The organism is Archangium sp. (assembly GCF_057119385.1).
Map to the genome: position 1 here is coordinate 1 of NZ_DBNGVP010000018.1, position 19885 is coordinate 19885.

Annotated in this window: 18 protein-coding genes; 4 read left to right on the top strand and 14 right to left on the bottom strand. The window is 66.4% G+C overall.

The genetic code is table 11. The features are described from left to right. The 3 genes from AC16DP_RS04610 to AC16DP_RS04620 all read right to left on the bottom strand — a co-directional run. On the bottom strand, window positions 1–202 hold a 202-nt coding region (locus AC16DP_RS04610), incomplete at its 3' end, for a hypothetical protein (RefSeq protein WP_483956637.1). A gap of 77 nt (window positions 203–279) precedes the next feature. Beyond that, window positions 280–933 (bottom strand): type IV toxin-antitoxin system AbiEi family antitoxin domain-containing protein, encoded by a 654-nt coding sequence (locus AC16DP_RS04615; RefSeq protein ID WP_329725852.1) that lies wholly within the window; start codon window positions 931–933, stop codon window positions 280–282. Window positions 934–1686: 753 nt separating this feature from the next. Next, entirely contained in the window at window positions 1687–2889 is a 1203-nt protein-coding gene (locus tag AC16DP_RS04620) for a DUF2381 family protein (RefSeq protein ID WP_414640666.1), read from the bottom strand. Window positions 2890–3155: 266 nt separating this feature from the next. Here AC16DP_RS04620 and AC16DP_RS04625 point away from each other — a divergent pair, with 266 nt between their 5' ends. Then, a complete protein-coding gene (locus tag AC16DP_RS04625) occupies window positions 3156–3299 on the top strand; it encodes a hypothetical protein (protein ID WP_329725854.1) in 144 nt (47 codons plus the stop codon). A 3-nt stretch (window positions 3300–3302) separates the two neighbouring features. On the opposite strand, the gene AC16DP_RS04630 is transcribed toward AC16DP_RS04625, so the two are convergent. From AC16DP_RS04630 to AC16DP_RS04650, 5 genes are all read right to left on the bottom strand, one after another. Then, window positions 3303–4121 carry a hypothetical protein gene (locus tag AC16DP_RS04630; RefSeq protein ID WP_329725855.1) on the bottom strand — a complete coding sequence of 273 codons (819 nt, stop codon included), beginning with the start codon at window positions 4119–4121 and terminating at the stop codon, window positions 3303–3305. 278 nt (window positions 4122–4399) lie between these two features. Then, entirely contained in the window at window positions 4400–6445 is a 2046-nt protein-coding gene (locus AC16DP_RS04635) for a lipoxygenase family protein (protein WP_329725856.1), read from the bottom strand. A 54-nt stretch (window positions 6446–6499) separates the two neighbouring features. Beyond that, window positions 6500–7213, bottom strand: coding sequence for a hypothetical protein (locus AC16DP_RS04640; protein WP_329725857.1), 714 nt, complete (start codon window positions 7211–7213; stop codon window positions 6500–6502). A gap of 103 nt (window positions 7214–7316) precedes the next feature. Continuing rightward, a complete protein-coding gene (locus tag AC16DP_RS04645; protein WP_329725858.1) occupies window positions 7317–9257 on the bottom strand; it encodes a M56 family metallopeptidase in 1941 nt (646 codons plus the stop codon). Next, window positions 9254–9649, bottom strand: coding sequence for a BlaI/MecI/CopY family transcriptional regulator (locus tag AC16DP_RS04650; RefSeq protein WP_043397949.1), 396 nt, complete (start codon window positions 9647–9649; stop codon window positions 9254–9256). Before AC16DP_RS04650 ends, AC16DP_RS04645 begins: the two co-directional genes overlap by 4 nt. 104 nt (window positions 9650–9753) lie before the next feature. Between AC16DP_RS04650 and AC16DP_RS04655 the strand changes: the two genes are divergently transcribed. Continuing rightward, entirely contained in the window at window positions 9754–10260 is a 507-nt protein-coding gene (locus AC16DP_RS04655) for a hypothetical protein (protein ID WP_329725859.1), read from the top strand. A gap of 59 nt (window positions 10261–10319) precedes the next feature. On the opposite strand, the gene AC16DP_RS04660 is transcribed toward AC16DP_RS04655, so the two are convergent. Then, a complete protein-coding gene (locus tag AC16DP_RS04660; protein ID WP_329725860.1) occupies window positions 10320–12032 on the bottom strand; it encodes a lamin tail domain-containing protein in 1713 nt (570 codons plus the stop codon). Window positions 12033–12354: 322 nt separating this feature from the next. Between AC16DP_RS04660 and AC16DP_RS04665 the strand changes: the two genes are divergently transcribed. Beyond that, window positions 12355–13365 carry a DUF2169 family type VI secretion system accessory protein gene (locus AC16DP_RS04665; protein WP_329725861.1) on the top strand — a complete coding sequence of 337 codons (1011 nt, stop codon included), beginning with the start codon at window positions 12355–12357 and terminating at the stop codon, window positions 13363–13365. Between the two features lie 55 nt (window positions 13366–13420). Continuing rightward, the gene (locus AC16DP_RS04670; protein WP_329725862.1) at window positions 13421–14446 is read left to right on the top strand and encodes a hypothetical protein; all 1026 of its coding nucleotides are present in this window, start codon (window positions 13421–13423) and stop codon (window positions 14444–14446) included. Window positions 14447–14455: 9 nt separating this feature from the next. Here AC16DP_RS04670 and AC16DP_RS04675 read toward each other — a convergent pair whose 3' ends face one another. The 5 genes from AC16DP_RS04675 to AC16DP_RS04695 form a co-directional block, all read right to left on the bottom strand. Beyond that, window positions 14456–15232 carry a hypothetical protein gene (locus AC16DP_RS04675; protein ID WP_329725863.1) on the bottom strand — a complete coding sequence of 259 codons (777 nt, stop codon included), beginning with the start codon at window positions 15230–15232 and terminating at the stop codon, window positions 14456–14458. Beyond that, window positions 15229–16194 (bottom strand): type VI immunity family protein, encoded by a 966-nt coding sequence (locus tag AC16DP_RS04680; RefSeq protein WP_329725864.1) that lies wholly within the window; start codon window positions 16192–16194, stop codon window positions 15229–15231. Before AC16DP_RS04680 ends, AC16DP_RS04675 begins: the two co-directional genes overlap by 4 nt. A gap of 45 nt (window positions 16195–16239) precedes the next feature. Further along, window positions 16240–17115 (bottom strand): DUF4150 domain-containing protein, encoded by an 876-nt coding sequence (locus AC16DP_RS04685; protein ID WP_329725865.1) that lies wholly within the window; start codon window positions 17113–17115, stop codon window positions 16240–16242. Between the two features lie 219 nt (window positions 17116–17334). Then, a complete protein-coding gene (locus AC16DP_RS04690) occupies window positions 17335–18432 on the bottom strand; it encodes a hypothetical protein (RefSeq protein ID WP_329725866.1) in 1098 nt (365 codons plus the stop codon). A gap of 17 nt (window positions 18433–18449) precedes the next feature. Next, a complete protein-coding gene (locus AC16DP_RS04695; protein WP_329725867.1) occupies window positions 18450–19865 on the bottom strand; it encodes a vWA domain-containing protein in 1416 nt (471 codons plus the stop codon). Window positions 19866–19885: the final 20 nt, after the last annotated feature.

Here is a 19885-nt window from a genome sequence, read left to right on the forward strand (position 1 = left end):
TGTGTGCCCAGAAACGGAAGACCAGCCCGGCACCGGCTTCCTCCACGTGGCTGGCTACTCCACGCATGCCCGAGAGTGCTGCAGTGGCCTCGGCCCGGCGCGCTTCTTCGTCCGTCTCCGCGTGACGTGTCTCCCACGGTGGAGGCAGGTCCCTCCCGACGTCTTCAGACGGAATGTCTTCCTCGGGCTCGATGCCATCCATCGCTCCTGTTGTCGCGCAGGCCTGGAGCACCAGTGCCAGGAGGCATATCCACCCGGCGGTTCGAGTCGTTCCCCATCTCATGGGGAACGAGCCTGGCTGGCCTGGTTTCGGAAGAGCTTTCGGGAAGTCTTGCGTTTCTGTCGTGGCGACGACGCGAGGTGCCTCCCTTCAAGGAGCGGGGACAACCTGTCCCGTAGTTCACGGGGAGATGCGAGACCCCGCTGTTGTATTTGCCTGTAGGCGGCGTGGATGAACTCGGGGAGAACGGCCGCGGTCGCGCAATCAACGAGCGTGCGCAGAGGCGACGTCACGGGGACTCCGCCAGCCCAGGTCCGATCGGCCCCCTTCACGTCCGCGAAGTACAGGCGAACGCCAGATGGAGTGCGGAGCCGGCGCCGTGACCATGTTGCTGGCAGCGTGAGGTGATACACCGCTGCCAGGGCATCCGAGAGATGGTGCAGCGAGAGTGCTGTCTCATGGCTGAACACGCCCGCCTGTTCGCTCCACAGCCAGAGCACGATGAGGTCTTCATGCTCCCCCGCCGGGTAGTGCGTGAGCCGGTAGACGCCACGTCGTGCGCGCTGCAGGCGGCCCTGCTTCACATGGTGGGTCAGGAGAGGCAGGGAGTAGCCCGCCTCCTGCGCCTGCCGCGTGGTGACGTAACCACCCTGGCCCGCGGCGACTTCGTAGAGCTGCCCCCAATCGGGTGGATTCGGGCGATTCGGCTGCATGCACGAACGTTAAATCAGATTGAACATTCGTGCACGAGGTAGACCCTGACCCCAACCCTCTCCCAGGGGGAGAAAGGGTCCTCCAGTAGTTTCGGGCACTTAGACCGAATTGATGGGGGCAAAAACCATCAATTCAGGTCTCCTCTGGTGCTCGCAGCTACATTCTCCACTACACGGGACACGCACCCGACGTGAACCGACCGGCTGGGGCGTTCGGGCGACGTGTCCCGGTGGGTGTGGGTCGGCTCACCGGAACGAGTTCACAATGAAGACCCCAGCACTGGAGAATTCGAGGATGGCCGTTCCGGGCTTGGACTCGGGCTTTTTCTGCATCTGCCCGTGAGCAAGTCGAGCCACGGCGCAAATGGGGAAGGGCTCGCCGTCTGCTGGGTGTGCCTCGTAGTACCGGACAGCGACCTGTGGCCCCCCGGTCCACACGCGCCCATAAAGACGGGTTCCTGTCGAGAGGGGTCCGAGGCTGCTGGTCAACATGCTTTCAATGGGACCATCCGACAGCGTAATGGGACTGGTAAGACTCTGATTAACATCTAGTTCAACCGTAGCGCCGTCCCCCACACGCAGGTTGAGGACCCGCATCGCTTCAAGAGCCTTTTGCGGACACTCCTGTGGGCCCGGGCCCCCGTCCGCACGAAGCGGAACACCTCCGGTGGTCGTGCAACCGAAGAGCACGCAGAGCAGTAGAACAGTTGCGACAAGTGGCGCGTGGGTTGGACTCATAGGGATACCCATCTACTAGCGCAGCATCACCGGGTCCAGATTCACCAGCGCCTCCCGCAACCCGCTTCCTCGGCGGAAAAGTTCCAGCACCAGCCGCTCAGGACCTGTATTCGAGTCGAAGGCGCTTGCATCCAAGACAACCGCTATCCGCCCGCTTTCACCACCCGGTCCCCAAACCCCCCGGGTGGCTCGTAGAGCACACGGCTTCTTCTCTCTACTTGCCTCGCTAGCCAAGCGGGCATCCAACAAACTCCAAGACTCGGTCGGGTGGTTGTTGGTCACGGTGAAGACCACCGCAATCTTATCGTTCTTTTTTCTATCCTTATTCTTGGTGCCGAGTACGGTTATCATTACCTCAACATCGTAGGGATTCTTGAAAAGATGGACGAAGAGCGGAGTAAAAGGAGTCAGTTTCACCGCGTCCGTTGCCAAGAGCGCGGCAAGGGCATGATCAATTGAGGTCTCTTCCTTCCGGTAGCGCTCGTTTTCTTCCGTGAGACGCTGCTCTTTGTATTGGGAATACTCCAGTCGGCTCTGGAGAGCGCCCTTAGTCTCATTGTCTGGGAATACGTTCACCTGATGGTCGAACTGCTCATTGCGCGCCGTCACGGTGAAGGGTACTTCCTTCCCGTCCGCTAGCGTCACCACCAACAAGAAACCATCCTCGGGCTTGAGGTCTTTGAGCGGCTCTACGATCACCTTCCTTCCGACGCATTCCACAGGCTCAAAGCGACCTTCCCAGCCCAGCAGCTTCGTTCGCTCCCGGTCACAAGGTTGCTCAAATCGGAGGACCGTTACCATTTCGCCCGCGACGTAAACCGATGGCACTTCCGCCTTTGGTTCGTCCGAAAGATAGAGGTTACGAGACACGGGCTCGTGTCCCTTGGCCACAGCCACGGGCGCCAGCAGGACGAGAAGCAGGGTAGACCAGGGAGGTAAGAAGTTCCGCATATCGCGGGTTGACCTACCAGATAAGGGATGGGAGCGGCCAGCCCCCTGTGCGAGGGCCTGTCGTGGCGTCTCGAAAAGAGACTGTCCTGCGCTGGCCGTATGAAACCCTTGACTTCTGTTGTGTTCGTGGATGTGGCCCTGCTTTGGGGGCTGTTCGCGTCCGGTTGTTCGGCTGGTAGGGCGCATTACGCCTACTCCAGCGGGACGACGGACTACACCTACATGTCGAGCCGTCCCGTAGTCCCTGGCGCAAGCGGCCTGCTGCATCAAGAAGCATCCACAGGACCCAGTGGGCGCTTGTGGGGCGACGCAATCCGAGGTTGAGCAGGTGCTCAGGGCTGCGCGCGCCGATGCTGACGATGACGACTACTCCAACAACGCTTCTCTGCCCGAGTGGAAGCAGGCTTGCATTCGCAACTTCAATAGGTGCCAGGATCGTAGATGTTACCGCGCACGCTTGTTGATGGGCGCGTGAGCGAGTTGGTTGATGGGCATCACGTCGGTGGTGGTGTGCCACCGTAGGTGATGGGGAGGTGTCGCGCATCGTGAGCGGGGAGCTTTACGCCCGCGTACCGCTCAGCACGAAGGAACAGGACCAGAGCGCTCGACGCAAGGCGATTACCGAGATGCTCGAACGCGAGTACGCCAAGGTGACGGCGAGCCTTCCGCGCGCATAAGAGCTACAGCCCGACCAACCGCTCGGCGGACTTGATAAGTCCTGGGACGGCGTGCTCGATCACCATCCGGACCGCAGCCCATCGGGTTGCCCGGATGTACCAAGTCATGTCGCGCTCTAAGTAGCTGGTTTCGACACCGGCGAGGCGGGGTTGATAGTGCCTGTTGCCGTCCATGAAGATCTGCCACACGGGTGCCCCACTAATTCCTTGCAACGCTGGGGCTGAGGTGGGCTGTCCATCAAAAGTTCCGAAGTCGTTCCTTTCGAGGGGGAATAGGAGCTCGGTTTCGGGGTTGTACGGCTCTGTTCCCGCATCGAACTTGGCCGTGAACCGAAATTTGTCGGCCTCCAGACCACCTGTTGTGCGAGCACAAAGTTGAAGCGGCCAGCCGGTGACGTGGAACCACGCTTCTTTCAGATCCTGCTGTGGCGCCAGATCGGCCACGGTGACCGGTGTCCAGTTTTCTCGGATCGGGTTTGGGTCTGTGAGCCGGAGGATGGCTACGTCGTATTTCGGCGACGCACTCCATTTGCCTGATAGGGGCACCAGAACACCGCCAACTCCAGGAACCAACAGGTCGGAGTCGTGCGGAGTGCCCCTTGGAGATCTTGGCGGGGCAAGATCTCTGAGGACATGCTCGGCGGTGACCAGGAACCATTCCTGTTCGCATCGAAAGAACCAACCAGTTCCGAAAAGCCGGGGGTTGCCACCAACCTGCTTGGCTACCAACGGAACTGAGTAGGCGTCTCCGAGTTTGCGGAGTGGCTCCGCAATATCCCGCAGAACTTGGAGACCGGCATCGGTGGTGGACTTGATGACCATGGTACTAGTGGACTGTCCACGAAGTCCTTGGACATAGTCGAAACAGGATCCCGCGCGGCGCTATAGGCGGGAAGTGTTGGCCTGTTTGGAGGTCGGCGCTCCGAAGATACTGCAAGGGGAGCGCTCAGCGCTCAGGCCGAAAACTCCCGATGGGAACACCTTCCCTCCGCGAGATGCTCCGACTGGTCCGACAATCGGACCAGCTGCTCATGTTCGCCCCCGGAAGCAGCCCGACTCTTCGCTCCGCGACTATGTCCAAAAACTTCGTGGACACTCCACTAGATGTTGATGCTCTGCGGAATCGCCGTGGGCAGCAGCGTCTCGTAGGGGATGCGCGAGAGGTTGCGCCGGCCGATCTCCTGCTCCGTGGCGCGCAGGCGCTTCTGGAAGACCTCGAGCGCGGGCCACACGCGCGCGTCCGCGAACCAGGGCTCGCGCAGGTACGTGTCGTAGCCGCCCAGCCGCGTGAAGTACACGTTGCCCAGCCCGAAGGTGACCGCCTGCTGCAGGAAGGCCATCTGCAACGGCGGCAGGTGGGTCAGCTCCGTGCTCGCCGGCAGGTACTGCACCGAGGTGGGCGCGGGCGCGTAGGCCGCCAGCGGCAGGGCCGGCGTGTAGCTCATGACCGTGCGCTGCGGGAAGTTGACCGCCGCGTGCTGCACGCTCGCGGTGAAGAGGACGTAGGTGGCCAGCTCCACCAGGTACTCGAACGTCTGGATGCCCCCGCCATTCTCTCCCACGTCCTTCAGCTTGCCGGCCTCGGGGCTGCCGAGCTCCGTGACCCAGGCCTGCAACTCGGAGTCGCCGCGCACGGCGGCGTCATCGTTGTAGTAGATGGCCAGGTAGTCGTTCACCCACGCGCGGATGTCATTCCAGAGCAGCAGCGCGTCGTCGCGGTACGGGTAGTCCGGCAGCTTCGAGGCGTCCTCCACCCGGCGGGCCGCCAGCGCCCGGGGCAGGAAGGCCTGGTTGATGGAGTGGTGGGCCACGGCCTGGATGCTCACCTGGGTGGAGGCCTTGATGTCTCCGGCGAGCAGCCGGTCCACCGGGCCTCCGGGCGCGATGAGCGACGTCTCCGCGGCGTTGTTGATGGCCAGGGTGCCCTGGAAGTGCGGCGTCAGCAGCAGGTAGAGCGGGTGCTGGGGCGCGAGCTGCCGGTGCGTGGACAGGGTGAACTCCTCGAGGACCAGGTGCGTGAGGCCCAGGTGCGAGATGAGCTCGTGGTAGTTGCCATCCGCCACCTGCACGTGCAGGCGCGCCAGGCGCCAGGAGGTGCCGTCCTTGGGGGTGAAGATGGGGTTGGCGCGGCCCGGCGTCTGGGCGCACTGGATGGCCACCGCGCGCAGCTTCCGGTCGGGCTGGCCCGCGGCCGGCACGGCGAACAGGGCGAGCGGCGCTTCGATGTACTTCTGCCCGCCCGAGGTCTGTCCGGTGGGAATGCCCTGGAAGACGGCGTAGTCCAGCAGGTACAGCCGTCCCTCCCTGCCCGCGCGGGCCAGGGTGTCCTCCGGTCCCATCACGGATTGGAACTGCGGGTCCGTCACCGGGAACTTCTCGGGGAGGACGTCGATGCCCTGGAGCAGCACCGGGTTGGGGCCGGCCAGCCGCATGCGCGCGAAGATGAGATCGGTCTCGTAATTGCTCGCCACCGCCGGGGGCTGCAACAGCGAGAACTGGGCCGAGTAGGCGTCGAGCGACCCCGCCTTGCCGGACAGCCCCAGGTATTGCAGGAACAGCTCACCGGCCTCGGACAGCAGCTTCTTCAGCAGCTCATCGATGAGGCCGAAGATGTCCTGTGCGAGGGCGGCGGGCGCATCCTTCCCGGCCTCGGTGGCGATCTCGGAGACCACCGCGACACCGGCGGTCTCCTCCAACACCTGGCCCGCGGCCTTGAGCAGTGTCCGGGGGCGCTCGATGATACCGGCGATGAACGCCACCCCCGGGGTGTGCGGAGCCTGGTGGAGCCGGGCGGTCCGGTCCGACAGCCGGCTGAAGCCCTCCGTCAAATCCTGATAGAGCGCTTCGACCCTGCGCAGCTCCGTCTCGGACAGGTTGGCGTCGTTCTGGACCGCCTCTCCGTTGTCGAAGAGCTTCGCGCCGATGGCCAGCACGTTGCCCAGGAGCTGCAGGGCGGTGGTGGCGATGCCATCCAACCAGACGAAGGAGAAGTTGTCCTGACGGGGGACCTGGGCGGCGATTCCCAGCGGACTCAGCCGGCTGTCGAAGTTGTAGGCGTAGACCTGCCGCTGTTGCGTGAGCGTGGCGAGGCGCTGCTGCTGCTGGGCGGGAGAGTCATTCTGGGGAAGGGAGGGAGTGGGACGCATGGCGCTCCTGGGCGGTGGGGCCATGCATCATCTTTCATTTCCCCTCCCGGCCCGTCATTCCTTTCGGCCGCTTCCCTTGTTCTTGGAAAGAGAGCGAACGTAGTTCCCATCGATTCGGTGGATGCGCATGTCCACGAGCTGCTGGAGGGTCACATTCGGGTAACCCGCCTCGCGCATCTCCTTCACGAACTGCGGGGTGACGCCGTGGATGCGCGTGGCCACCAGGTCATCGAAGTCCAGCTTGCGGAAGCCCAGGTCCGCCATCTCGCGGATGTGCTCGGGCGTCACCTGGAAGATGGCCACCTGGAGCAGCTCGTCATGGGACAGCTTCGTGTAGCCGAGCTCCGCCAATGCCTTCACCCGCGCCGGCCCCAGGTCGAAGATGGCCAGCTGGAAGTGCTCGTCCGGGGTGATGTTCGTGTAGCCGAGCTTCCCCATCTCCTCGAGGTACGCGGCGTTCGGCTCGAAGGTGTAGTGGCCCGCGCCCTCGCCGTTGGCGAAGCGGCCCTCGAAGCGCAGCGTGCCGGCCTCGCGGGCGAGCTGGAACTTCGTGTCCGCGCCGTCCTGCGTGTTCAGCCCCTGGATGGCGGAGCGGGGGATGCTCAGCCCCATGTTCCCGTGCTCCTGGACGCGGAAGTTCATCTGCAACGTGTCCTCGCGCGGGGTGGCCGTCCACGTGCCGCTCTTCGCCGGCGCGGCCAGCGCGGAGAAGGTCCACATCAGCAGGGCGGAGACGAGCAGTGCGTACGTCGTGCGTGGGGTGTTCATGGTTCGGGCTCCTTCGGGAGACTTCGGGCAAAAGGGAGCCCGGCGGCGCGCGCGCGAGGCGCGGCCGGGGGCTCGTGGGAGGTGGGGGGAAGGGGACTGCGCGTTACTGCTTCTTGCGCAGCTCGCGGATGAAGTCCGCGTCCACGCCGAGGGCGCGCATCTCCACCACCTTCTCCGCGGGGAGCTTGTCGAGCCCCGCCTCGCGCAGCGTGCGCAGGTACTCCGGCGACACGCCGAGCGCCTTGAGCTGCGTCAGGTTCTCGGCGGAGAGCTTGTCGTAGCCCGCGGCCTTCAGGGCCTGCACGTACTCGCCATTGACGCCGAGGGCGCGCAGCTCGACGAGGTCGTCGAAGTCCAGCGTGTCGTAGCCGGCGGAGCGCAGCTCGGTGATGAAGCGCTCGTCCACCCCGAGGGCCGCCGCCTGCGTCAGCTCGTCGGCCGAGAGCTTGCTGTACCCGGCCGCCGCGAGCCCCTTCACGCGCTCGGGCGTCACGCCGACGTGCCGCAGCTCCACCAGCTCCTCGGCGGTGGGCTTGCCGCCGAGGAGGGCCGTCATCTCCTTCACGTACTCGGGCGTCATGTGGGCGTGGCCGAACCGCACCAGGTTGGCCACCGTGGGCTCATAGCCGAGCGACTCCACTTCCTTCACGCGCTCGGGCGTGACACCGGCCACCTTGAGCGCGACGAGCTGATCCACCGAGAGCGGCTTGTCGCCCACGCGCGTGGTGTCCTCGTCCGAGTCGTAATCCGAGTCCGCATCCACATCGATGTCCACATCCCCGCCCCGCTTCCCGGAGAGCATCGGCCTCGGAGCGGGAGCAGGGGCGGGCGCGGGAGCGGGGACGGGCGCCTGGGCAAGCATCAGCGCTGGAGGCGCGGGCGGAGCCGGAGGCGCGGCGGGGAGCGTGGGTGCCAGGGGCGCGCTCACGGGAGCGGGCGGCTCGGGGGCCTCGGCCGTCGCCGCGGGAGGCGCGGGAGGAAGGGCGAGGGCCACCAGGGGGCCGGCCACGGCCATGCCGCTCATCAGCGTGACGACGGACGCACCGGCCACCCACCGCGAGGAGCAGCGCGCCGCGGGGGTGCCCACCAGCCGGCGGACGCGGTCCGTGAGCGAGCCGCCCAGGGCGGACATGGCCGGGCTCGCCGTCTCCAGGGGCATCAAGCGCAGGGACTCGAGCGCGGTGAGGGCGCGGGCGTAGGAGATGGGGTTGCCGCTGGTGCCCACGGCGATGTCGTCACAGCAGTGCTCGCGCTCGACGCGGATGACGCGCGACATCCACCACACGGCCGGGTGGTAGAAGAGCAACGTCTCCACCAGCGTCTGCACCAGATTGACGGCGAAGTCGTAGCGGCGGATGTGGGCCAGCTCATGGGCGAGCACCATCTCCAGCTGGCGGGCGGACAGTCCGGTGAGCGCCGTCACGGGGAGCAGTACCACCGGCCGTAGCCAGCCCACCGCCGCGGGCACGTCCAGCGCCGCCGAGCGCAGCAGCCGCACCGGGCGCGTCATGCCCAGGCGCCGCGCCAGCCGCTCCAGCGCGTCCTGCCACTCGGTGGGCGCGGGCTCGGCCTCGCGCACCAGGCGGCGCAGCTTCAGCCACCCGGACAGCAGCCGCAGCGACGACACCGTCACGCCCAGCCCCCACGCCAGCACCAGCCAGTGCATGTGCTCGCCGAGCAGCGGCAGCACCCGCTCCAGAACGGGCGTGGGCCGGGCGGCGAGGGGCGCCACCGGGGAGCGCTTCTCCACCGCGCGCTCCATCACGAGGCCGGGAGCCCGGGCCACGGTGGAGGTCCGCTCCACGGAGGCGGGGGTGCTCGGAAGGGGCTCCGCCTTCTGGAGGGAGGCGTAGTGGTGCCAGCCGGTGAGGGCGGGCAGCACGAGCAGGAGGGCCAGGGCGCCACAGGAGAGCAGGTAGCGCACGGAGGCCGCGCGCCGGTCGAGCACGCGCAGCGCCACCGCGAGCGCCGCGGCCACCAGGGTGCCCTGCCACAGCAGGTGCAACAACGCCCAGCCCAGGGACTGCGACACGGCCTCGCTCATGGCGTCTCCTCCCCTTCCAGGGTGTCCAGCAGCTTGCGCAGCTCGGCGAGCTCTTCCGCCGAGGCCTTCTTCGTCGACAGCGCCTGCATCGCGAGCTGGGCCGGGGAGCCACCGAAGGCCCGGTCCAGCAGGTCCGTCACGAGCTGCCGCTGCGTCTTCTGCTGCGTGGCCCGTGCCTTGTAGACGTGGGCTCGCTGGGACTCGTCGCGCTCGACGAGCCCTTTTTCCGTCATGATCTGCATCAGCTTGAGCACCGTGGTGTAGCCGGTGCCCTCCTGGCCCTTGTTGAGGGCCTCGTGCACGTCGCGCACGGTGCTGGGGCCTCGCTCCCACAGCACCCGGAGGATGCCCAGCTCCGCGTCCGTCGGGCGCGGCAGCGTCGGTTCACTCATCGCACTCCCTCCCGTCAGCTTTCTCCCTCAAGGTATACGAAGGGGTTCGTAGATGTCAACGAAGGTCTTCGTAGATGGTGGGGCGGTAGGCCGGGGAACAGGCAATGGCCCTACGTCATGGGAGCGTGCTGATTGCCGACTGTCTGCCTGGCCGCACCCGCACCGTACCGGGAGGGGACTTCCGGCTCCTGGGAGCGCACCCCACCTTCCGGGGAGATCGGAATGTGGAGCAGGAGGCCGCGATGGCGGACAAGCGCAAGGGTGGAGCGGGGAAGCAGAAGCGTACGGTGGTGCGCCGGCGCCGGACGGCGGGAAGCTCCGCGGGACGCATCGCGGTGCGCCGGGACACCGCCGCGTATCGCAGCGCCGCGATGGACGAGCACTCCGTGGCGGTGCGCGAGCAGATCAACGCCGCGCTCGCCGAGGCCCGGAAGATGCGCGAGGACATCGAGCAGCGCATCGAGGAGCGCCTGAAGGAGGACGACCAGGGCACGCCCGGTCAGGTCATCTCCCGGCTGACGGCCGAGGCCCGTCTGCACATGGTGCGGCCCCTGGGTCTCGAGGCCCGTGCGAAGGCCGAGGACAAGGGCCGCTCGAAGAGCTCGAAGTAGGAGCGGGGCCCACCGGCTCCAGCCAGGACGGCGCTGGAGCCGAGGGGAACGGCCGTGACTCAGTAGGCGGTGCCGTTGGCGCGCGTGCCGGGCGAGGACGTGGCGCTCGACAGGGTGGTGTGCAGCACGAAGGTGGCGCCGCTGGTGACATCCGGGCCGCGGTTCATGGACACACCGTCGGTGCCCGCGAGCGACGAGCTGTAGGTGGTGGTGTCCACCGTCGTGCCCGCCGCGTTCTTCAGCGTCACGGTGTCGCCGCTGTTGCTCAGGTTGAGGCCGCCCGAGGTGGAGCCCACCGCGTTGCTCACGCCCGTGGGAATGCCCGCGGCGGCGCCGAACACGGTGATGGCCTTGCCCGCGGCGAGCGTCGTGCCGCTCGCGAAGGTGTGGCGCAGGCCCGCGGCATCGGAGAGCGTCCAGCCGGAGAGGTCCGCGGCCGTGCCGCCCGAGTTGACGATCTCCACGAACTCCCCGTTCACGTCCGAGCCGGCCTCGTTGGCGAGGATCTCATTGATGAACACCACCGCCGCGCCGCCCCCGCCACCCGAGGTGGTGATGGAGAAGTTCGCGTCGCTCGTGTCGGTGATGGCGGAGTTGGAGGCATCGCTCACGCGCACCTTCGCGGTGGTGGTGGTGGTGCTCGGGACCGTCCAGCCATAGGAGCCCGTGGAGGCCGAGGTGCTGGCGGTGAGGGGGGTCCACGTGGAGCCGTTGAGCGTGTACTCGATCTTCACGCTCGTCACGCCGGTGGCCGTCCAGGTGATGCTCTGGGCGCTGCCGGCGGCATAGCTCTCGCCGCCGTTGGGCGAGCCCACCGTGATGCTCGCGGTGGTGGTGCTGTCGGGGATGAGGAAGTCCTTGATGACGGCCATGTGCTGCATGTTGGTGGCGCCGCTGTCGGAGCTCAGCGCGGGAGCAATCTCCGAGATGGGCGAGTACACGCGGGTGTCGATCACCGTGCCGGCGGCGAAGGAGCTGGAGCCGATGACGGTGGCCGTCTGCCAGGCGCGCAGGTCCGCGTCCACGAGCACGTGGTCATACGGGCTGCCGCGGCTGGCGTTGGTGTTGGTGTTGCCGTTGCGGTCCGCGGGGTACGGGCTGGCGGTGCTCACCACCTGGGAGAAGGTGGTGAAGCAGGACTCGGTGCGGCTGCTGGTGTTGTAGTCACCGGCGATGACCAGGTAGTCCGTCGTGGGGACGTTGGCCTTGATGAAGTTGACGAGGTTGGTGGCCTCGGTGTTGCGGATGCTGCTGCTGGTGGTGAGCAGGTGCACGCTCACGACCCAGAGGTCCTTGGGGCCCGGCACGTCGATGCGCGCCCAGGCGAAGTCGCGGTTGGAGACCTGGGTGTCGTCCCACTCGCCCGAGGCGATGATGGGGTAGCGGCTGATGATGCCGTTGGGGATCTGCGCGCCGCCCTCGCGGTAGTAAGAGAAGCCCGTGCCGAACGCGGTGTCGACGAAGCTCCGGATGGCGCTCGCGGAGTTGTCCCCGTAGTTGAACTCCTGGATGGCGACCACGTCCGGCCTGGTGCCCTGGAAGATGCGGATGCCGTGGCCCGGGTCGTAGCTCTGGTAGTTGCCGCTGGAGATGTTGGCGGCCATCACGCGCAGCGGCACGCTGACCGCGGCCTCCTGGGTGCCCAGGGGGTCGTTGACGGCCTCCTCCTGTGACACGCCACCGCAGGCCGCCAGCGTGAGGGAGAGCACGGCCGCCAGCAGACGGCTGTCGAGCCGCGTGGGCCTCGAGGACGAGGTTTCTGTCTTTCGCACGATGTCGGTTCCTGCCCCGGGAGCCGGGAGCGGTGGGAGGGTTCCTCTCGTTATCGGCGGAAAAACGAACCTTGTTGCGTGACGGTGTGTGAATTCCGCTATGGCGCGATGCGTGAGCGGAAGCGGGGCGCTCAGCTCCCGACGCGGGTGGACTCGGGGAGGGGAGCCGGAGCGGCGGGAGCGCCCGAGTCCTCCTGGCCATCTGGCTCTGATGCCTACACCCCGTGCGACCGTTTCGTCGACTCAGGGGCCTCGCGGACGCATGCTGGGCCTGTGGGTCACTGCGCCCGTTTCAAAGGAGCATCCCTTACAGGAGTATGCCATGTGGCAGTTGGTCAACCAGACCCCCTACGCTGCGGAGCGGTGTTTTGCTCGGGACCGTGACGGAGCGGAACTGTGGGTGGTCGCTGTCAAAGGAACTTTCGACATCCTCCCTGATGGCTCGACGAAGCTCTCGGCATCGCAAGAGGAGGTTTGCAAGGTTCCCCGCTTTCATGGCGAGCCCGGTAAATCAAGCTTGATGTACGAGAGCGAACTCGTTCCTGGCAAGCAGGCGACGGACGTGCTTCTTCACGGCTCGGCTTGTGCTCCCGGGGGGCGACCCGTGACTCAACTGGATGTTGCCATGCGGGTGGGTCCTCTCACGAAGGTGCTCCGTGTCTTTGGTGAGCGGCGCTGGCGCAAACGCGTGGGGCTCGGTCTGACGTCTCCCGAGCCGTTTGTAGAGATGCCTATCGTTTACGAGCATGCCTTCGGTGGGGTGGACACGGAAGCAACCCCACGGACTGACGCGTGGGAGCGACGTAATCCCATCGGAACTGGCTTCGCATCATCCCCCGACCGGTTGGTAGGCCAGCGCGCGCCATGCATCGAAGACCCACGGTTTCTCATCAGCTCTTGGGCGGATCGGCCGCCGCCCGCGGGTTTTGGTCCCCTGTGCCGTGACTGGTCTCCTCGTCGAGAGCGTGCGGGCACGTATGATGCGAAGTGGCAGCAGGAGCGCCAGCCTCTCGTCCCGCTCGATTTCGACGACCGTTTCCACCAGTGTGCTCCTGACGACCAACAGGTGTCCGGTCACCTGCGAGGCGGGGAGCTCGTGACATTGCTCAATCTGGGGCTGCGTGAGGAACTGCGCTTTGCCCTACCTCGCGTCTGGCTGGTATTCAGCACTCGGCTCGGTCGACAGCGGGTGGAGCATCGGGCCCGGCTGCACAGCGTCATCCTCGAGCCGGGCGCTCCCCGCGTGATGATGGTCTGGGCAACCAGCGTGCCGTGTCATCATCGCGAGCATATGCTGGAGCAGACCACCATTCGCGAGAAGCAGTTCATTTGATGGGTCAAGCCTTGTGGGAGGAGGGAGCCGCACGATGCAGGAGAGTTCTTCCATCATGATCGCTGGCCTGGGGGCGCGTACGCCTGTGGGCACTAGCGCTCCTATGTCTGCTGCGTCGGTGCGCGCCGGCATTGTGCGCTTTGCCGAGCACCCCTTCATGGTGGACGGAGCGGGCGCCCCGATGGTGGTGTCGGCTGCATCGTATGTCCCCGCGACGGTTCTCGGGCTCGAGCGCTACCTTGCTCTTGCCGTGCCCGCGATGATGGAGGCGTTGGAGCCACTCGCGCAGGTGCTGCCCTCGCTGCGGCCTGTCCCCGTGGCATTGGGGCTCCCGCTCGAGCGTTCGGAACTGCCCCCACGCTCACAGGTCGCGTCACGGTTGGAGGCTGCGCTCGAAGGGCCGCTGGAAGGCCGGGTCCGCATCTCGCGAGTACACTCCGCCGGACACGCGGCGGGGTTGTTGGCGCTGCAGACGGCGGCGGAGTGGCTGAACCAGGGTGCCGAGCTCTGCCTCGTCGGTGGAGTGGAGAGCTATATCGAGCCCGAAATCCTGGAATGGTTGGATCGGCGCGAGCAGCTCAAATCCCAGACCCATCGTTGGGGCTTCGTCCCTGGAGAGGCCGCGGCTTTTTGTCTCGTCGCTTCCGAGCGAGTGATGAGCCGGTATGGACTTCGGCCGCTGGCACGTGTCACCGCAGTAGCCTCGGCGATTGAACAAGACCGGCCGGACACGGGCCGGGTGTGTACGGGGATTGGGTTGACGCGAGCGCTACAGGGGGCTCTCGCCGCGCTCCCATCGGGTGCGAAGGTCGATCACGTCTTCGGGGATCTGAATGGGGAGCGCTCCCGTGCCGACGAGTACGGTTTCAGTATTGCCAGGCTCGGGGAGCGCTTCGTGGATGCCACGGAGGTGTGCACACCGGCGGACTGCTGGGGAGACGTGGGCGCCGCCTCGGGGCCGCTCTTCGTCAATCTGGCGGTGGCTGCCAGGCTGCGACGTTACGCCAGGGGGCCTTGGAGCCTGCTGTGGACCAGCTCGGAGTCTGGGGATCGCTGTGCCGCCCTCGTGGGCCCGGCGTGAGTGTGCACGTCATTCAATGATGAGCCGGCTCAGCCTGGCCTCTCGCGCGTGGAAACCTGCCAGCATGTTCAACAAGGGGATGACGCAATCCGGGGTGACTCCGTACTGCGTCACCTGCCATGCCACCTCATCCCCGGAATCCACGGGAAGATCGAGGAGCATTTCCAGGGACTCCTCCTCGACGGGGGCCTCCAACTGCGACGGCGTAGCGTAGGCCCCCAGGTCGCCGAGGACGACCCACGCGGCGACGATATCGTCGAGATGATCCACCACGCTCGGGTCTACTTCCGATGCGAACTGCACGGTGAGCAGTGGGCGCTTGGTGCACCATTGCACGGAGGCGGGGAAGGGGAGCTGAGATGTTTCGGGTGGATACTCGAGGATGTCCGCGGTCCTCCACAGGCGGGTGGATGCGGGGATGCCAATGCCTGCTTCCGTGTTGGAGAGGGTGACGTCTACGCGCGAGCTCCAGTGCCGGTGCTGGTACACCAGTGCGCGGACGAGCAGCCCGATGCTCTGGGGCTGATAGGGATACGACGTGAAGGTGATGTGAATCGCGTCCCTGTCCACATGAAGCGTACCCGTGGGTGCTGTTCCCGCTTGTGCAGCGAGCGGGAGCCTGAAGGCCTCCCACTGGAGGTGGGTGTTGAACGACTTCATTGCCCTCCCATAAGTGTCCGCGACCTGCTCGGTGGTAGCGCCCTGTCCATCCCACGTGAGTGTGAGCTGAAGGGGTCGGGAAGGATCGACAGGCATGGGGAGCAACACCATGGGGCGAGCCTTCATGCAGCGGCGTCCTCCGCGAGCCTGCGCATCCACGAGAGCGTATCCTCGTACGCTTGTTCCTTGAAGAGAACGGCGGGTCTGTCAGAGAGGAGCGGGCGCAGGCGCCGTGCGAGGGTCCGTTGCTCCTGTGAGACATCCTCCTGGCGGTTGCGGTCGCCCAGCCGTGGCTCCGAGCCGGCCTGAATGCTCCACCCGTGCTCCAGGGGTCTGAAGACGAAGTCCCCCTTCAGCGAGCCCCGGAGTTCCTTCTCTCCCCCGAGTTTTTCGAGGAACGGGTGGGAGAGGAACGTGATCCAGCTTGGAGGCCGCAGGACGGCCTTCATCTCATAGTTCTCCAGATGGGGCTTGGTGATTTCCAATCCAGGGTACCGTTGCGCCGCCGCGTAGACCTTGGTCGCGATGATGCTCGAGTACGGGCGGATGGTATCCAGGGCGGAAGTCCCCAGCGTGTACCCCAGGTAGCCGGAGTGAAAGGGTAGGTGCTGGAGCATCTGGTGGAGGCGGGTCACCAGGGGCTCCAGACCCATCGTTTCGAGCAGATTCCAGGGGAAGAAGATTTGTAGGAATCCGGAATCGTCCGGGCGGTTGGCGTGGTCCTGACCGAACAGGCGGAAGAGATGCTCTCCAGTGCCCATGTCCGTTGGGCCATCCTGAAGCCAGATCGCGCAACTGCTGCCATAACTTCGGCGCAGGGAGAGCCATCCGTCTATGGTCGAAAAGGCGCGTGACGCGATGGGCTTGTAGCTATTGGAGGTGCCACCGAGGCTCTGCCAACGGAAGACGGTCTTCGGAACGAGCTGGAGGTATTGTTCGAACAACTCCCTGACAGCACTGGCCACATCGCGGAAGGGAATGGGCAGGAAGAGGGTGAGTCCCATGCTCAGGCTGACAAGGCGGACGCTCTGTCCGTTGATGGTCTCGATGTGCTCCAGGTTCCTGGCGGAGGTTTCGGTTATCGGCATGAGAGGCTCTTTCACGAGAGCTCGGGTTGAGCCCAGGGGCGCGGCTCAGCCGCATATGGATTCAGATGGCATGATCATTTCCACATCTTGTGGAGGCGTGCTTAGTTCCCGGTAGGCGTTCCGCTCTTTGTCGTTAGGCTTTTGCGGTTGCCCGTAGCCTTTCCCGTCGCTGGAGGGATCGGGATAGGGCTTGCGTGTGGACGGGGGGCAGGGGAACTTGAACTCCACCACCCTTTTGATGTCCCCTGGCTTCAGCGTCGATTTAAGGGCACGCTTACGCTTACCGACGCTGATGGTGCTCTCGGGAAATGTCCCCGGAGCTGTCAGCACCACATCAGGTATGATTCGAGTGACGGGCTTACCTGTCTTCGGGTTGGTCATACCCTGCGGTGCCTCGAAGCGTGCATTGACCCAGATGCCCTCCCCCTCCTTGTCCTTGAGCTTGCGCGTTGCGCACTTGCCGCGCCGGTCGATGAGATCCGCGCACTGCTTTTCCTGAGGGAGGTTGCGATTGGGCTGCTCATCATTCTGACACTTGCAGGCGACCTCCTCGAGTGTCTTGATCATCGCGGCAAGCTGTGTGGGCTGTATGAGGCCCGCCATGCAGAGGGTGTTGCCGTGATTCATGGTCATCTTGTCCGTCAGCCGGCACGCGTTCTTTCCCTCCAGCTTCACGTCGAAGGAGTAGGTGAGCCACTTGGCCTCCTTCATGTTGGTGCTGGACTTGACCCCACCCGCAGTCCCCGGTTCGTCTCCGTTGCTGCTGCTGAACTCGGACCCCTTGATGGCGCTTTTCTTGCCGTCGGACGTGACCGTCTTCGTCCCGTTCTTCAGGGTGCTGGACTGGGCGATATTGGGATAGGGAATGGGAACGGGGCCACCGGGGCTGGGCGTCTTGCAGACGTTCGGCAAGGTGGCCATGGAAAACCCAGTACTCTCCTCATGAACGAGTGTCAGTCCGTTGACGATGACAGTCACTGGCATGGAGAGCCCTCTGGCATGAGTACACGGAGAGTGTGAGACGTCAGTCTCACGCAATCGCGTAGCATACTCAATGTCGTTCTGGCCACCACGAGTGGGGTGGCCAGCGTCACTCTTCATGGCTCAGAGCGTCTCGGCGGTGTCGTGCTCGCGGGGCGCTCAGCTCCCGACGCGGGTGGACTCGGGCAGGGGGGCCGGAGCGGCGGGAGCGCCCGGGTCCTCCTGGCCGAGGGCCGCGAGCTTGCGCGCGAGTTGCTCGGCCTGGGCGCCCTTGGAGCCGATGTCGCCGCCCTTCACGCCCACCAGGGACACGCGGGCGCGCTCCAGCAGGGCCACCTGCGCGTGCAGCTGCGCGAGCAGCCGCTCCCGCTTGCGGCCCAGCAAATCCAGGTGGTTGAGCTCCTCGCCCAGCGACGAGGCCGCCAGCTCCAGCTGCCGGCGCGCCACCGCGTCCGTCGCCGCGGCCGCCTTGGCGCGCAGCTCCTGCACCTGGGCGTCCACCTCTCCCTGGTGCACCGCGCGCAGCTGCGCCTCCAGCTCCGCGTGGGACTCGGCGAGGGAGAACACCTCGCGCGCCATCTTCTCCAGCACGCCCAACAGCTCCGTCTTCCCGGGCCCCGGCGTCAGGCGCGCGGCCTCCTTCTGGCACTGCCGGTACAGCGTCACCGCGCGAGACACCAGGCCCTGGGCCTCGCCGGACAGCTGCTTCTCCAGCGCGGTGCCCTTCGCCTCCACCGCGTTGCCGTGCACCGTCACGTGCGTGGCGAGCATGCCCACGCTCCAGAAGAGCGCCACCGCCGTCAGGCCCAGCACCGTGCCCACCGCGCCCAGGCGCCCGTCGAAGAGCCGCGCGTCCATCACCGTCTTCACGTACAGCCCCAGGGGCACCAGCGCGCCCGCGCCCACCGCACCGGCCAGCACCTGCAGCGGCTTGGGCTTCCACTGCGTCCCCAGCCAGCCCACCACTCCGGCGGCGATCGCGCCCGTACAGGCCTCGGACAGGGGCGAGGGGACGAAGAGCATGTCCGGGAGGTTCAGCAGCACGGGGAAGCCCAGGAGCATCCCCACGCGCACCTTCCAGTCCGTGCGTGCCCCGGCCAGTGCCGCGCCCGCCACCGCGAAGAAGCCCACGTCCACCTGCACGTTCAGCCGTGAGGCCGCCACCGCCAGCAGGCCCGCGGCGGCTCCGCCACCCAGCGCACGCAGGGTGCGCACCTCGAAGTCCTCGCGTTCCTGGAGCTGTATCGACAGGGGCATGGCCGGGCTTTCCTGAATCAGTCTGTACCGTAGGAGTTGTTCTGTCCGAACGTCTTCAGCGACTTGCGATGAAGCTGTAACGCCTCACGCTTCACGGAGGTTTCATCCTGGGCGTTGAGATAGGCTGCCTTCGTCTGGTCCACGTCCGCAAGCTCCCCCGCGAGCGCCGACGCGGAGCTGCCGAACAGCCTCCGGGCGTTGTCCAGCAGGCCCAGGGCCTTCTGCCGGTTGCCGCGCTTCATCTCCTCGGCGGCCGCCTGCATCTCCCGGGCCCCGAGCGCCTTCACCGCGTGCACCCGCACCTCCTGGTCCAGGTTGGCTCGCACCAGCGCCTCGTCGTTCGTCACCCTGGCCGACAGGGGCAGGGACGTCTCCACCGCCCGTGCGGCCTCCACGTCCTGGTAGCGCAGCTGTACCCCCAGCACGCCCCGCTCCGCGCTGGAGGTCTCCCTCAGGCCCAGCTTCAGCTTCACCACCACCTGGACCTCCTGGCCGCCCGCCAGGTCATACAGGCGCACCACCCGGGTCAGGCCCTCGAGCCGCGTCGGCACGCCCATGACCTCCACGTCCTCCACGCCCTCGGGCAGCTCCAGCCGCAGCTCCACCCCGCGCGCGACCGTCCCCGCCGCTTGATCCAGCTCGCGCCGGAGGATCTCCGCCAGCTTCTCCGAGTCCTGGATGTAGCCGTAGAAGCCGCCGCCCTGCTCGGCCATGCCCCGCATCAGCCGCTCGTTGAAGTCCTCGCCCACGCCCAGGCCGCTCACCGTCATGCCCTGGTGCTGGTACGTGTCCACCAGCCTCAGCAGCTCCGCGTCCTCGACGAGGCCCTCGGTGGGCTGCCCGTCGCTCAGCAGGAGGATGCGGCTCACCCGGAAGTGCTCCACATGCGCGAGCAGCTGCTGGGCCGCCGCCTGCAGGCCGCCGCTGATGTTGGTGGCGCCCTCGTCCTGGATGGCGTCCACGAACGCGAGCATCCGCTGGCGTGCCTCCTCCGTCACCTGCTCGCTGGGGAAGACGCGCACGTCCGAGCCGTAGTGCACCAGGGCCAGCCGGTCCTCGGCGCTCAGGCGCTGCACCAGCAGCCGCGCGGCGCGCTTGGCGTCCGTCAGCTTCTGGCCCTGCATGGAGCCCGAGCGGTCGATGACGAGCGCCAGGCTCACCGGCACGCGCTTCTCCTCGCGGGGCTTGTCCGCGCGCACCGTCAGCACGGCGTAGGCCTCGCTGGGCCCGGTCATGAGGTACGCCCCGGACAGCTTGCCCTGGAGCGTCAGCGGGCCGTCCTTCGCGCTGGCCAGGGGCAGCACCACGCCGGTGGGAGCCTCGCCGGGCCAGGCCAGGGTGTGGCTCGTGTCCTTCGCGCGGGGCAGCCCCACCACCGCCGCCGTCAGGGCGAGCAGTCCGGTGGTGGCCAGCAACAGGGTGGTGCGGTTCATCGGCGGTCCTCGACAGACGG

What these genes read in the sequence shown, in the direction of transcription:
- AC16DP_RS04695 (WP_329725867.1), bottom strand. Translation starts at nt 19,865, where the DNA reads ATGAACCGCACCACCCTGTTGCTGGCCACCACCGGACTGCTCGCCCTG.
- AC16DP_RS04645 (WP_329725858.1), bottom strand. Translation starts at nt 9,257, where the DNA reads ATGAGCGAGGCCGTGTCGCAGTCCCTGGGCTGGGCGTTGTTGCACCTG.
- AC16DP_RS04675 (WP_329725863.1), bottom strand. Translation starts at nt 15,232, where the DNA reads ATGAAGGCTCGCCCCATGGTGTTGCTCCCCATGCCTGTCGATCCTTCC.
- AC16DP_RS04655 (WP_329725859.1), top strand. Translation starts at nt 9,754, where the DNA reads ATGGCCCTACGTCATGGGAGCGTGCTGATTGCCGACTGTCTGCCTGGC.
- AC16DP_RS04680 (WP_329725864.1), bottom strand. Translation starts at nt 16,194, where the DNA reads ATGCCGATAACCGAAACCTCCGCCAGGAACCTGGAGCACATCGAGACC.
- AC16DP_RS04665 (WP_329725861.1), top strand. Translation starts at nt 12,355, where the DNA reads ATGTGGCAGTTGGTCAACCAGACCCCCTACGCTGCGGAGCGGTGTTTT.
- AC16DP_RS04690 (WP_329725866.1), bottom strand. Translation starts at nt 18,432, where the DNA reads ATGCCCCTGTCGATACAGCTCCAGGAACGCGAGGACTTCGAGGTGCGC.
- AC16DP_RS04640 (WP_329725857.1), bottom strand. Translation starts at nt 7,213, where the DNA reads ATGAACACCCCACGCACGACGTACGCACTGCTCGTCTCCGCCCTGCTG.
- AC16DP_RS04620 (WP_414640666.1), bottom strand. Translation starts at nt 2,889, where the DNA reads ATGCAGCAGGCCGCTTGCGCCAGGGACTACGGGACGGCTCGACATGTA.
- AC16DP_RS04630 (WP_329725855.1), bottom strand. Translation starts at nt 4,121, where the DNA reads ATGGTCATCAAGTCCACCACCGATGCCGGTCTCCAAGTTCTGCGGGAT.
- AC16DP_RS04650 (WP_043397949.1), bottom strand. Translation starts at nt 9,649, where the DNA reads ATGAGTGAACCGACGCTGCCGCGCCCGACGGACGCGGAGCTGGGCATC.
- AC16DP_RS04615 (WP_329725852.1), bottom strand. Translation starts at nt 933, where the DNA reads ATGCAGCCGAATCGCCCGAATCCACCCGATTGGGGGCAGCTCTACGAA.
- AC16DP_RS04635 (WP_329725856.1), bottom strand. Translation starts at nt 6,445, where the DNA reads ATGCGTCCCACTCCCTCCCTTCCCCAGAATGACTCTCCCGCCCAGCAG.
- AC16DP_RS04670 (WP_329725862.1), top strand. Translation starts at nt 13,421, where the DNA reads ATGATCGCTGGCCTGGGGGCGCGTACGCCTGTGGGCACTAGCGCTCCT.
- AC16DP_RS04685 (WP_329725865.1), bottom strand. Translation starts at nt 17,115, where the DNA reads ATGGCCACCTTGCCGAACGTCTGCAAGACGCCCAGCCCCGGTGGCCCC.